Annotated in this window: 11 protein-coding genes; 3 read left to right on the forward strand and 8 right to left on the reverse strand. The window is 67.5% G+C overall.

Features of this window, described 5'->3' with window-relative positions; all coding sequences use genetic code 11:
• Positions 1 to 21 precede the first annotated feature (21 nt).
• The 7 genes from NDR87_RS23965 to NDR87_RS23995 all read right to left on the reverse strand — a co-directional run bounded on the left by NDR87_RS23965 (position 22) and on the right by NDR87_RS23995 (position 7,795).
• Positions 22 to 1,350, reverse strand: coding sequence for an ABC transporter substrate-binding protein (locus NDR87_RS23965; RefSeq protein ID WP_251915572.1), 1,329 nt, complete (start codon positions 1,348 to 1,350; stop codon positions 22 to 24).
• Positions 1,351 to 1,369: 19 nt separating this feature from the next.
• A complete protein-coding gene (locus NDR87_RS23970; protein WP_251915689.1) occupies positions 1,370 to 2,161 on the reverse strand; it encodes a carbohydrate ABC transporter permease in 792 nt (263 codons plus the stop codon).
• A gap of 125 nt (positions 2,162 to 2,286) precedes the next feature.
• Positions 2,287 to 3,288, reverse strand: a complete 1,002-nt coding sequence (locus NDR87_RS23975) for a carbohydrate ABC transporter permease (RefSeq protein WP_372494281.1) — start codon at positions 3,286 to 3,288, stop codon at positions 2,287 to 2,289.
• Between the two features lie 89 nt (positions 3,289 to 3,377).
• Positions 3,378 to 4,319 (reverse strand): L,D-transpeptidase, encoded by a 942-nt coding sequence (locus NDR87_RS23980; RefSeq protein WP_372494282.1) that lies wholly within the window; start codon positions 4,317 to 4,319, stop codon positions 3,378 to 3,380.
• Positions 4,320 to 4,625: 306 nt separating this feature from the next.
• Positions 4,626 to 6,002 (reverse strand): cytochrome P450, encoded by a 1,377-nt coding sequence (locus tag NDR87_RS23985; protein WP_251915576.1) that lies wholly within the window; start codon positions 6,000 to 6,002, stop codon positions 4,626 to 4,628.
• A gap of 15 nt (positions 6,003 to 6,017) precedes the next feature.
• The gene (locus NDR87_RS23990; protein ID WP_372494284.1) at positions 6,018 to 7,253 is read right to left on the reverse strand and encodes a serine hydrolase domain-containing protein; all 1,236 of its coding nucleotides are present in this window, start codon (positions 7,251 to 7,253) and stop codon (positions 6,018 to 6,020) included.
• A 26-nt stretch (positions 7,254 to 7,279) separates the two neighbouring features.
• Positions 7,280 to 7,795: a DUF6764 family protein gene (locus NDR87_RS23995; protein WP_251915578.1), complete on the reverse strand. Its 516-nt coding sequence runs from the start codon at positions 7,793 to 7,795 to the stop codon at positions 7,280 to 7,282.
• A gap of 39 nt (positions 7,796 to 7,834) precedes the next feature.
• On the opposite strand from NDR87_RS23995, the gene NDR87_RS24000 reads away from it, so the two are divergent.
• On the forward strand, positions 7,835 to 9,439 hold the full coding sequence (locus tag NDR87_RS24000) for an MFS transporter (RefSeq protein ID WP_286013962.1): 1,605 nt from the start codon (positions 7,835 to 7,837) through the stop codon (positions 9,437 to 9,439).
• Positions 9,440 to 9,498: 59 nt separating this feature from the next.
• On the opposite strand, the gene NDR87_RS24005 is transcribed toward NDR87_RS24000, so the two are convergent.
• Positions 9,499 to 10,170 (reverse strand): S1 family peptidase, encoded by a 672-nt coding sequence (locus NDR87_RS24005; protein ID WP_251915580.1) that lies wholly within the window; start codon positions 10,168 to 10,170, stop codon positions 9,499 to 9,501.
• Positions 10,171 to 10,729: 559 nt separating this feature from the next.
• On the opposite strand from NDR87_RS24005, the gene NDR87_RS24010 reads away from it, so the two are divergent.
• Positions 10,730 to 11,548, forward strand: a complete 819-nt coding sequence (locus NDR87_RS24010) for an ABC transporter permease (protein WP_251915583.1) — start codon at positions 10,730 to 10,732, stop codon at positions 11,546 to 11,548.
• A 4-nt stretch (positions 11,549 to 11,552) separates the two neighbouring features.
• Positions 11,553 to 12,416, forward strand: a complete 864-nt coding sequence (locus tag NDR87_RS24015; protein ID WP_251915585.1) for an ABC transporter permease — start codon at positions 11,553 to 11,555, stop codon at positions 12,414 to 12,416.
• The last annotated feature ends 2 nt before the right edge of the window (positions 12,417 to 12,418 follow it).

The following is a 12,418-nucleotide window of genomic DNA, read 5'->3' on the forward strand; positions in this document are numbered from 1 at the left end:
GCTGGCCGTCCTCCTGCGAAATTACTTGGGGAGCTTGGGCGCGATCTGGCGTTCGTAGATCGCCTGCAGCTGACTGTTCACATCGGCGAAGACCGCGGCGACATCCTTGTTCTGCAGCCCGATCTGCTCGAGTCCGGTGCCGATGATCTGGTCGGCGCCGGGCAGGAATACCCGCGCGTAGTCCTGTGACTTGGTCAGCGGCAGCTGGTCGAACGCGGTCTTGGAGTTCGGATTCTTGGCCAGGAAATCCTTTTCGCTGGGATCCTCGAGCGCCGACTTGCGCACCGGGATGTAGCCGGTGGCCTGGGTGAAGTACGCGGTATTGGCCGGATTGGTGAGGAATTCGATGAACTTCAGCGCATTGGCCTTGCGCTGATCGGAGATGCGCGCCGGAATCGCCAGTCCCGCACCGCCGGTCGTGCAGCCCGGGCCGTTCGGATGCGGCAGGAAGGCGGTACCGAATTCCAGTTTTCCGGTGGCATTCTGCTTGATGCCCTTGAGATCTCCGGTGGAGGCGATGGCCGAGGCCACCACGCCGGTGCCGAAGTCGACCGCGACCTGCGGGCGGATGCTGGCGTAGCGCTTGGTGTTGATCGACTCGCGCAGATAGGTGCCCGCGGCGATGGTGCCGGGATCGGTGAAGCGCAGCTTCCACTGATCCGAATACGCCCCGCCGAAGGTCCAATTCGGGCCCTGGAAGGTCCACGCCAGATAGTTCTTGGCATCACCCCAGCCGTGCGCCCACTTGCCCTCGCCGACGACGCCCTGGATCCGCGGCCCCCACTCGTCGAACTCCTGCCAGCTCTCCGGCCCGCGGTCCGGCAGTCCGGCCTTGGCCCAGACATCCCTGTTGTAATAGAACAGCGGCGTCGAGCGCGAGTACGGCAGCGCCCAGATCTTGTCGTTGAACTTGTAGTCGTCGACGAAGGTGTCGACGTAGTCGCCGACCCGTACGCCCTGCGCCGAGAGCTGCTCGTTCAGCGGCTCGATCGTTCCGCTCAGCGCGTAGTTGAACCACCAGACATCCGAGAGCACCACCACATCCGGCAGCTCGCCACCGGAGAGCGCGGCGTTGAACTTCTGCGCCACCTCCTCGTAGTTCTTGCCCGCATCGATGAGGTCGACCCTCAGATCCGGATGCTGCGCGTGGAACCGGTTGATGATCTCCACCTCCTGATCCTTGGAGGTGCCCGGGTGGTTGGACCAGAAGGTGATGGTGTTGGAATCGCCGGATTGTCTACCGCCGCCGCCGGTTCCGGCGCAGGCGCTCAACGCCAGGCCGGTCGCGGCGACCGCGGACGCGCCGAGAAACCCGCGTCGCGACAGCGACGGGAATCGAGCATCGGACACAGGAATCTCCTTGTGGGGGTTAACCTTTGACCGCACCGGAGGTGAGGCCCTTGATCATGTGACGCTGCAGGATCAAGAAGACGATCAGGATCGGCAGCATGGTGAGCACGGTTCCGGCCATGACCGGACCCCAGTTGGTGACGCTGGGATTCTCGGTGTTCTGTAGCAGCGTCAATCCGACCGGCAGCGGAGCGACGCGCGAATCGTCGGCCATCAGGAACGGCCAGAGATATTCGTTCCACTCGTTGACCAGCGTGACGACCGCGAATGCCACCATGGTCGGGCCGGACATCGGCAGCACCACCCGGGTGAGCAGCCGCCACCAGTTCGCGCCGTCCATCCGTGCCGCCTCGATCACCTCGATCGGCAGCGACAGGAAGTGATTGCGCATCAGGAAGGTGCCGAAGGCGACGCCGCACAGCGGAACGATGATGCCCTGAAAGGTATTCCGCCAGCCCAGCTGCGCGATCAGCGCGTAGTTGGAGATGACGGTGATCTGATTGGGGACCATCAGCGCCGCGATGATCACCACGAAGACGATCGTCTTACCCGGGAAGCGCAGGAATACCAGGCCGTAGGCGCTGAACACGCCGAGCACGAACTTCACCGCCGCGACGATCGCGGTGATGATCAGCGAATTGCGCAGGAACTGCCAGAACGGCAGCGCGGTGGTGGCGTCGCGATAGTTGCTCGGATGCCAGCTGTGCGGCCAGTACACCGCGGGCTGGGTGTAGATGTCGGGGCGGTCCTTGAACGAGGTGATGACGATCCAGAACAGCGGGACACCGACGATGACCAGTACACACACCATGGCGGCATAGCCGAGCAGGGTGGCGGCGCGCTGCCGGCGCCGGTAGGCGGCGGCGAAACGGCGCGCCTCCGGCGTCGCGGCATCGTCCGATGTCACGGTGACGACGCGCGGTTGCGTTGCCGTATTCATCGGTCGCCCCGATCCATGACGCGCACCTGCACCAGCGTCACGATCAGCAGCACCACGAACATGATGGTGGCGACCGTCGCGCCGTAGCCCGCGCGGAAGTTGCGGAAGGATTCCAGGTAGACCTGGTAGACCATGGTGGTCGTGCCGGTGCCCAGCGGCCCGCCGCGGGTCATCACATTGATGATGTCGAAGACCTGCAGCGAATTCAGCATGACCGTGATCGACAGGAAGAACGTGGTCGGCCGCAACTGCGGCAGCAGCACCCGGGTAAAGGTGGTCCAACGACTCGCGCCGTCGATCTCGGCGGCCTCCAGCAGTTCCTGACGGGTGCCCTGCAGCGCGGCCAGATAGATGACGAAGGTGTAGCCGAGGTTCTTCCAGACGTAGGTGACCGTCACCATGAACAGCGCCCAGTTCGGATTCTGGTAGAAATCCGGCACATTCGTGACCCCGAGCCGATGCAGCAGGTCCTGGACCAGGCCGAAGCTGGGATCGAAGATGAACTGGAAGGCCACCCCGATGGCCGCGCCGGAGATCACGAACGGCGCGAAGATGGCCGAGCGGACGACATTGCGGCCGAACAGCTTCCGGTCCAGCAGCAGCGCCAGGATCAGGCCCAGCACCATACTGCCCACCACGGCCGCGAGCGTGAAGACCACGGTGTTGAAGACGATGTCCCAGGAGTCCTTGCGGCCGAACCATTCCGTGTAGTTCCGCACGCCGATGTAGGTGGCGATCGGATCGGAGATGTTCCAATCGGTGAAGGACAACCGGATGTTGTCCACCAGGGGCCGATAGACGAACAGCCCCAACAGGATCAGATTCGGGGCTACCAGCACCAGGAACAGCGCGTAATCGGTCCAGGGACGTCCCTTCAGACCACGAACCGGGGGTTGGGGCAGTACTCGTTCGGGCCGGGATCGCACCGCGGCAGCTTGCCGGTCACGGGCAACTATCCGGTTAATCACCGATGCCCATCCGCTGAACAAACCGGACATGCGCCGAATATTAGGGCGGCGAACGGGTTCTCGCCGGAAAACGACGAAGCCCGCTCCGCGCAGCGCGGAGCGGGCCTCGAGGGTTCAGCTCAGGACCAGTCGCCCATGCCGTCACCGGCACTCAGCTGGCCGATGGAGTTCTCGACGATCACCGGATCGCCCTTCTGGGAGTTCTCGAAGAACCACTTGGCGTCCTCGGGGCTGAGGTTGAGGCAGCCGTGGCTGGTGTTCGAAACGCCCTGCTGCGCAACCGACCACGGGGCGGAGTGCACGAAGATGCCGCTGTTGGACAGGCGGGTGGCGTATTCGACCTCGAGCTTGTAGCCCTCCTTGTCGGTGATCGGGACGCCGTAGGTGGAGGAGTCCATGATCATCTTGCGGTTCTTCTCGCCCACGTAGTAGGTGCCGTTGGGCGTTTCGTGCTTGGGCTTGCCCATGGAGGTGGGCATCTTCCTGATCTCTTCGCCGTTGCGGTAGACGGTGACCGTGTGGGTGTTGTTGTCGGCGACCGACTTCACCTCGTCACCGATCTTGTAGGCGACCTTGGTGCCGCCCGCCTCGACGGTGATATCGGAGTTCGCGGGCCACAGCTCCTCGGGCCGCCAGCGCACCTGCTTGTCGCCGCGCCAGTAGAAGTGCCCCGTGGTGGCATTGCTGGAGGTGATCCGGATGGCCTTCTCCGCCGCCTCGTGATCGGTGACCGGATCCTTGAAGTTGATGATGATCGGCTGCGCCACGCCCACCACATCGCCGTCGGCCGGGCTGATGCTCGGCGGGGCGAAGTTGGCCTGCGGCAGCGGCGGCGGGTTCTTCGTCGGGGCCGCACCCGGTGCGGGCTGCGGGGCCTGGACGACGGCCGGGGCGCCCGGCACATCCGGGCCGCCGGGCCACAGCGGGGCGGCCGCCGCGGGCGCGACCGAGATCGCCGCGGCGGTGGCCACCGCCAGTGAGGTCACCGCGAGGGATAGGACGCCGATCCGAGCGGATCGACTCGAGTCCCGTCCGGATTTCCGACAGGTGGTGGTGCGCACAGCCGTTTCGTCCTCTCCATCCTCTTTCGCACGCAGGCGGCGTGCGGGAAGGTCTCGCGCGATACGAGCGCTGGGCGGTATATCGGCCCCGACCCGGAATCCATTACTACATCTCATGCGCGGGTCAGCCAATTGCCTTCTGGCAGTTATGAAGACCGACTTCCCGGTGTGCGATACGTCACTCGCGCGACGCGCTGACGGACCCCGGTGACGAAAGCCCCGTTCATGTCGGCGAGTCGGTCGCGTCGCCGCTGCGACGGTGCGGAAACGGCAACGATGCGAGTTGAAACTTTATTGTGAGGCAAATCACTCGTTATCGGATCGGACGAACCCGACATCGAAGGTGATTGCGGCATGCGGCCCGGTGGCGATGTTGTGCGGCACCGCCGGTGGGATCCGGCCGCGCGCACAGCGCGGCGACAGCGTCAGCTCGACGCGTTCGAGCACGGTCGCCAGCGTGATGCGCAGCTCGTAATCGGCCAGCGGCGCGCCGATACAGCGCCGATGCCCGCCACCGTAGGGCGTGTATTCGAATGGGCCGTAGCGCCGCGCCAGGAATCGTTCGGGTGCGAAGTCGGCGGGGCGCGCCCAGATATCGGGATCCGAATGCAGCAGCGGCACGGCCAGGCCCAGGGTGGCGCCGGCCGCCAGCGCGACACCGCCGAAGCTGTACGGCTCGGTCAGGCGGCGCAGCACGATCGGCACGGGCGGATGCAGCCGCAGCGTCTCCTGACAGACCGCGTCCAGATACGGCAGGCGGGACAGCTCGTCCGGTTCGAGGCCGGACCCCGCGCGGGCGAGTTCGGCCCGCAGCCGGAGCAGCGTCGCGGGCTCGCGGTGCAGCCGGTACAGCGCCCACACGAGGCTGGTCGCGGTGGTCTCGTGCCCGGCGACCAGCAGGGTGCGCAGCTGCTCGCGCAGATCGACGTCGGTGATCGCGGCCCCGTCGTCGGCACGGGCCCGCAACAGCATGCCGAGCAGGTCCTCGCCCGTCCGCCCGCTCGCGCGCCGATCGGTGATCTCGGCGTCGATCAGGGCGTCCAGGCGGGCCCGCGCGGTCAGGAACCGATCCCACGGCCCATGCCCGAATACGCTGCGCCGCAGGGCCGGAACGAGCAGGAGCGGACCGCTGAAGGCGGTCAGGAAATCCGCCACGGCCGCGGCACAGGCCGCCCGGCGCGCGGAGTCGTCGATGCCGAAGACCGCCGCCGAGATCACGCGCAGGGTGATCGCCCGCGCCGCGGCACGCGCGTCAACGCGTGCGCCCGGCCGCCAGGCCCGCCCGCCGCGGCTGTCCAGTTCCGCATGCACCGAATCGCGAACCAGCCTGCCGTAGTGGCGAATTCGATCGCGATGGAATGCGGGCGTCAGCAGTGACCGATCGCGGCGGTGCCGCTGGGCGCCCGTCAATATCAATGAGGACGAACCGACCAGCGGCTCAATAGGATTCGGCCGAGGCGGTGTCAATATCTCCACCGGTGCGCGAAACAATTCCATTGCGCCCGAACGCGTTCCGGTGAACAGCGCCGAGCCGAATCCCGGAAATCGCACGAAGAACGGATCGCCGTCGCGTTCGGAGCGCCAGCGGAAATAGCGATCGAAATCGAGGCCGGCCCACAGCGCGTGCAACGGCGCCGCTCGCGGTATCCGCGGACGTTCCCGCGCGCGGGTGCCGCCATTCATATCCCGGAATACGGATCAGCGGCCCGTGCGGTTCGATTCCGGCGCCACCACCGCGCGCGCCCGGGCCCCGATGCGGGCCAATCGTCCGTCACCGATGGTGTTCAGGGAATTGCCCAGTCGATTGGTGACGAAGGCGACCGACATCCCCAGCTCCGGATCCGCGTACGCACCCGAACCGCCGACCCCGTAGTGTCCGAAGCCGCGGCGAACGGGACGGCGCGAGGCGATGGGCGGGCGGTGGTAGCCGAGGGTGAACCCGAGCGGCAGTCCGATGACGTAGTCGCGGCCGCGGCTCTGCACCCGGCTGATCTGCGCGATGGTCTCCGGCCGCAGCAACTGCACATCGTCGACGCGCCCGCCGTTGGCCAGCGCGCCGTACATCCGCGCCAGCGCCCGGGCCGAGAAGACACCGTTGAACCCGGGCATCACCGCGTCGTGGACCCGCGGATCGTGCACCAGCACATCGAAGCCCAGCGGCATCCCCGCCTCCGCGATTCCGGCGAGGCGGCGGCTGCGCGCGAGCACGGCCGAGGCGGTGTCCCAGCGCAGGCCCGGCACCCGCAGCCGCGGGAACGTGCGGGCGATGCGATGGCGCTGCTCGGGCGGCACCCGGAACCAGAATTCCGGGGTCCGCAGCGGTTCGGCGATCTCCCGCCGCAGCACCTCGGTGAACTCCTCGCCGGTCACCCGCCGCACGATCTCGGCGACCAGCCAGCCGAAGGTGACCGCGTGATATCCCGTCGCATGCAGCCGCCGCGGATCCGGTTCGGCATCGGCCAGCGCGGTCACCATGGCGTCGTAGTCGAGGATCCCGTCCGGCGTGGCCGCCAGCCCGCGCACCCGGTGCAGCCCGGCCCGATGCGCCAGCACATCGCGCACGGTGATCTCGCCCTTGCCGTGTGCGGCGAACTCCGGCCAGTACGTCGCCACCGGGGCGTCGTAGTCGATCAGGCCGCGCTCGGCGATCCGGTGCAGCACGGTCGCGGCCACCCCCTTACCGGTGGAGAAGCTCAGTGCCACGGTGTCGGATCGCCAGCGCTGATCGGGCGCGGACCAGCCTGCCCACACGTCGACCACCGGCTCGCCGCGCAGGTAGATCGCGAGGGCGCCGCCGCCGCGAGCGGGCCGATCGAACATTCGGAAGAAGCGGTGCACCAGCGGCACGAAGCGCGGATCGATCGTCATCCGCGGTTCGGCGCTCGGCGCGGGCGCGGACCGCCGCGACCCGGGAAAGGGCGTCGCCGCGACCATGTTCCCACCTCCTTGCGTCCCGTGGCTCAGGGTAACGCGACCGGTGGGGTGCGCCAGAGTCCCACCGGGGTCGCCACACAAGCGGCGCCGCTGTGCGAATCCCAGGCCAGCGCGGCCGAACCCAGGCAGACGGCCTCGCGGTCGGCCGAAACCACCTGGGCCCGAGAGCCGTTCAGCGCGATCGTGACGCCCACCCGGCCGGTCTCGTCGAGGGAGGTGTGGGCGACGGCGTCCCGACCGAATCCGATCGCCACCGGGAGTCCGGCCCGGCCCTCGCTGGCCCCTGTACCACCGGACGCACCGAGCGCCACGGCGACCGTGCCCGCGGTGGCCCGGGCATAGCCCACCCCGTCCAGGCTCAGGGCGCGGGCGTGTCCGGTTCCGGTCGTCACGGCCCGGCAGGCGGTGGACCCGGCCACGATGATCACGTCGTGTTCGGCGTCGGAATCGCAGTGCACGCCGGTTGCCGAGGCGGTGCCGCCGACCCAGAAGCAGGCGCCCATCACGGCGGCCGAGCAGAGAATCGAGCCGAGTACCTTCACGATTCACTCCTTCCGGCCGCCCCTCCTCACCATACCCAGATGAGTTGCCGGAACATCGAATCCGAGCCCGGCCGCGTCGAATCCGGGCACGTCGCCCGGGGCGGTCGTAGCGTGACGGGTGTGAATTCCACGGAGTTGCCGAGGCTGCGCTCGGCCACCGGACGGTGGATCGTCTTCGCCACCGTCCTCGGCTCGTCGGTCGCCATGCTGGACGCCACGGTCGTCAATATCGCGCTGCCCAGCATCGGCGCGGCGCTGCACACCGGAATGGCCGGGCTGCAGTGGACGCTGTCCGGCTACACCCTGACCCTCGCCTCGTTCATCCTGCTCGGCGGATCGCTCGGTGATCGGCTCGGCCGCAGGCGGGTATTCGTCTGGGGGACCATCGGTTTCGCGATCGCCTCGGTGCTGTGCGCCACGGCGGTGAACATCGAGATGCTGGTGGCCGCCCGGATCGTGCAGGGGTTGGCGGGCGCGCTGCTCACTCCGGGCAGCCTGGCGCTGATCTCGGCCTCGATCGATGAGCGCGATCAGGGCGCCGCGATCGGCCTGTGGTCCGGATTCGGCGGTATCGCCGGGGCGATCGGACCGTTCCTGGGCGGCTGGCTGATCGAGGTGTGGGGCTGGGAGTCCATCTTCCTGATCAACCTGCCGCTGGCGGCCGTGGTGGTGGCGGTGACCGTGCGACATGTGCCGGAGAGCCGGGATCCGGAGGCGCCCGCGCGATTGGACGTGCCGGGCGCGGTGGTGGTCGCATTGGGCCTGGGCGCGCTCACCTTCGGACTGATCGAGTCGATGGTGTGGCCCGCGGTGATCGGCGGGCTGCTGCTCGCGGCCTTCGTGATGATCGAGGTGCGCAGCGATCATCCGCTGGTGCCGCCCGCGCTGTTCACCGGCCGTCGGCGCGGCGGGGCGCGGGTGGACGACGCGCATGCGCGTCCGCGCGTGTTCACCGCAGCGAACCTGGTGACCTTCGCGGTGTACGCGGCGCTGGGCGGCGTGTTCTTCCTGCTGGTCCTGCAGTTGCAGCAGGTCGCCGGATACTCGCCGCTGGCCTCGGGCGTGGCCACCCTGCCGATCACGCTGGTCATGCTGGTGCTGTCGGCTCCGGCCGGTCGCTGGGCGCAGCAGCACGGCGCCCGGCTGCCGATGACGATCGGACCGCTGCTGGCGGCCGGGGCGACGCTGCTGCTGTTGCGGATCGGCCCGGACGCGGGCGGGGTCGCGGGCTATCTGCTCGATGTGCTGCCGGGGGTGCTGGTCTTCGGCCTCGGCCTGGCCGTGCTGGTCGCGCCCCTCACCGGCGCGGTGTTGGGTGCGGTGCCCCCGGGCGAGTCCGGGATCGCCTCCGGCGTCAACAACGCCGTCGCCCGTACCGCCCAGCTGCTGGCGGTGGCCGCGCTGCCCGGACTGGCCGGGCTGTCCGGTTCCATCCAGGACGCCGCGACCATGGACCGCGGTTTCACCGTCGCCATGGCGATCTGCGCGGGCCTGCTGGCGGCCGGGGCGCTGCTGGCGGGCATTCTGCTGGGCACTCCGCGCCGTGATCGCCGGGCCGAGCCCGCGGCGGGAGTCGACGTGGAGTGCCTGCCGCACTGCGGTATGACCGGCCCGGCGGTCCAGCCCGGCCAGCGGGGGCACTGATGCGACGGGGCGGCGATTCGCCCTCGAATCGCCGCCCCGGAAGGACTTTCGTGCGGTGCCTAGATCGGCAGGAACCCCGCGCCCACATCGCCGCGCGCGTTCATATCGCCGGTGATCGCGGTCATGTTGGTGCCGACCTCCGGGCCGAAGCAGGCCACGGCCAGATAGGCGTTGACCATGCCGACCAGCGTGGTGCCGACCACGACCGGCGCGCCGGAGTCGCCCTCGACGACGCACATCTGGGTCCAGGTCTCATCGGTCTGGAAGATGTCGCCCCAGGCGATGCCACAGGTATTGCCGGTGGTCCGGCCCTCCTTGCAGACGATCATCGGGAACTGCGCGGGCGCGCCCAGTCCGGTGATCGTCACATTGCCCACCCGGTTGACCGGGATGATGCGGCCCTCGTCGAACTGGATGACCGCGTAGTCCAGATCGTGGTTGGAATAGGCGAAGTGCCCGATCACCCCGGCGCCGCGGGCCTGCTCGGCCACCACCGGCGCCCCGGCCTCGCCGCAGTGTCCGGCCGTCAGACCGACCAGCCGTCCGGCGCCGTCGCGGCCCACGGTCGTCACCGTGCATTCGTATTCGTTGTTGACGATGATGCCCGAACCGCCACCGATCACGGGCGGGGCGGGATCGGCGTGCGCGACTCCCGCGCCCGTCCCCAGCAGCGCCGTGCCGAGGGCGACGGCGAAGGCGGCTCTGGCCGCCTTGGCGAGTTGTGTGAACATGTCCCTCCAGACGTCGGAAGTCGCACGATATCAAGTCATGTAGTTACTACATCCTGTCAGGAATCGGACGCGGACGCGTCCTCTACCAGCGCATGTTTGCTGGATCGATGCCGACGATCGAGACGTTACGGGCACGGCGCAAACCCGTCCGATTCGCCGCGGATGACCGGCGCGTCGCGAGTAGGACACCCGGTGTCGTACCGGCCGGATCGTCCGTTCGCTCGATAGGCTCGGGCGGACATTACTCGCGCATCCTTATTTTCTATAAATCCGTTCCGGGAAATTCTCCCGTTCCGCCAGGCGCTCGGACAATTCTTCTCAGAAGTAGAACGGGTTCTAGAAATTTGTCACGATCTTTGTGGTAGTTACCAACTCGATGACGCTCATCACAGCAGTTGACAGAACGTGATCTGGGTCTATGACCGGAACCACACTTTGTGGTGTGTTTTTTCTAACTCCGTAGTAAGGTGCCTCAAGCAAACAGTCGTCGGGGCGGGCAACCGGCGTCGAGAGGGGTCAGCCAGTGCAGTTCACCAACAGTCCACCTACGCGAAGTCGAATGAGCGAGGCGGTCGACTGGACGAAGGCGTACTGGCAGGACCATCCCAAACGGTCGCTGGAGACCTTCGGCCGCCAGATCACCATGGGCATCGCGGCGGTCGCCGAACTGTTCATCGCCATCTTCCGGCGGCGGTTCCCGTTCGGCGAGTTCGTGCGGCAGTGCGCCTTCATGGCCTCGGTCGCCGCCGCGCCCACGCTGCTGGTGGCCATCCCGATCGGCGTCATCGTCTCCATCCAGGTCGGTTCGGTGGCCGGGCAGGTCGGCGCGACCTCGTTCATCGGCGCGGCCAACGGCCTGGGCATCATCCAGCAGGGCGCGCCGCTGGTCACCTCGCTGATGATCGCGGGTGCGGTCGGCTCGGCCATCTGCGCCGATCTCGGTTCGCGCACCATCCGCGAGGAGATCGACGCGATGAAGGTGATGGGTGTGGATCCGATGCGCAGGCTGGTCGCCCCCCGGCTCGGCGCGGCCATGCTGGTGTCGGTATTGCTGTGCGGCTTCGTGGTTTTCGTCGGCTTCGTGACGGGCTATGTTTTCAATGTGTTCGCCCAGAACGGCACACCCGGCTCCTATGTCGGTACCTTCTCCTCCTTCGCGGTCACCATGGATCTGCTCGTGGCGCTGGTGAAATCGCTGATCTTCGGCCTGCTGGCGGCGATCATCGCCTGCGACTCCGGCCTGAACACCCGCGGCGGCCCGGGCGGCGTCGCGAACTCGGTGAACACCGCCGTGGTGCTGTCGGCGGTGATGCTGTTCGGCGTGAATCTGATCATCACGCAGATCTACAACACCCTGTTCCCTCCCCAGGTGGTCTGAGCCGGTGTCGTCAACCTATGTTCCGCCGCTGCTGCGGCCGTTCCAGCGAATCCGCACGTCCGCGACCGCTCCCCGCGACTGGCTCGCGCGGATCGGCCATCAGGTGTTCTTCTTCCTGCGGTCGATCGGCTCGATCCCGTTGGCGTTCAAGCACTATCCGAAGGAAGTCTGGCGGCTGCTGTCGGACGTCACCTGGGGCAACGGCAATCTGATCGTTGGTGGCGGCACCATCGGCATCGTGCTGATCCTCAGCGCGTTCGGCGGCATGACCGTGGGCATCCAGGGCTACAACTCACTGAATCTGTTGGGCCTGGGCCCCATCACGGGTGCGGTGTCCGCCTTCGCCACCACGCGCGAGCTGGGCCCCATGCTGGCCACGGTCGCCTTCGCCGCACAGGCGGGCTGCCGGTTCACCGCGCAGCTGGGCGCCATGCGGATCTCCGAGGAGATCGATGCGCTGGAGGCGCAGGCGATCCGGCCGCTGCCCTATCTGGTGAGCACCCGGATGATCGCCGCGATGATCGCCATCGTGCCGTTGTACTGCCTGGCGCTGCCGTTCGCCTACATCTCCTGCGCGCTGACCGTGCAGCTGATCGGCGGCACCGCGACCGGCACGTTCCAGCACTACTTCTATCAGTTCCTGATTCCGCAGGACGTGCTGTGGTCGCTGCTGAAAGCCATTGTGTTCGTGGCGATCACGACCTTCATCCAGTGCTACTACGGATTCTTCGCCTCCGGCGGCCCCGAGGGCGTGGGCGTGGCCGCGGGCCGCGCCATCAAGTTGTGCATCATCGCGGTCGTCTTCGCCGACCTCTTCGTGACCTTGGCCGTCTGGGGAATCAACCCCGGTATCAGGATTTCCGGGTAGGG

Source organism: Nocardia sp. CDC159, from assembly GCF_023740735.1.
Classification (GTDB): Bacteria; Actinomycetota; Actinomycetes; order Mycobacteriales; family Mycobacteriaceae; genus Nocardia; species Nocardia pulmonis.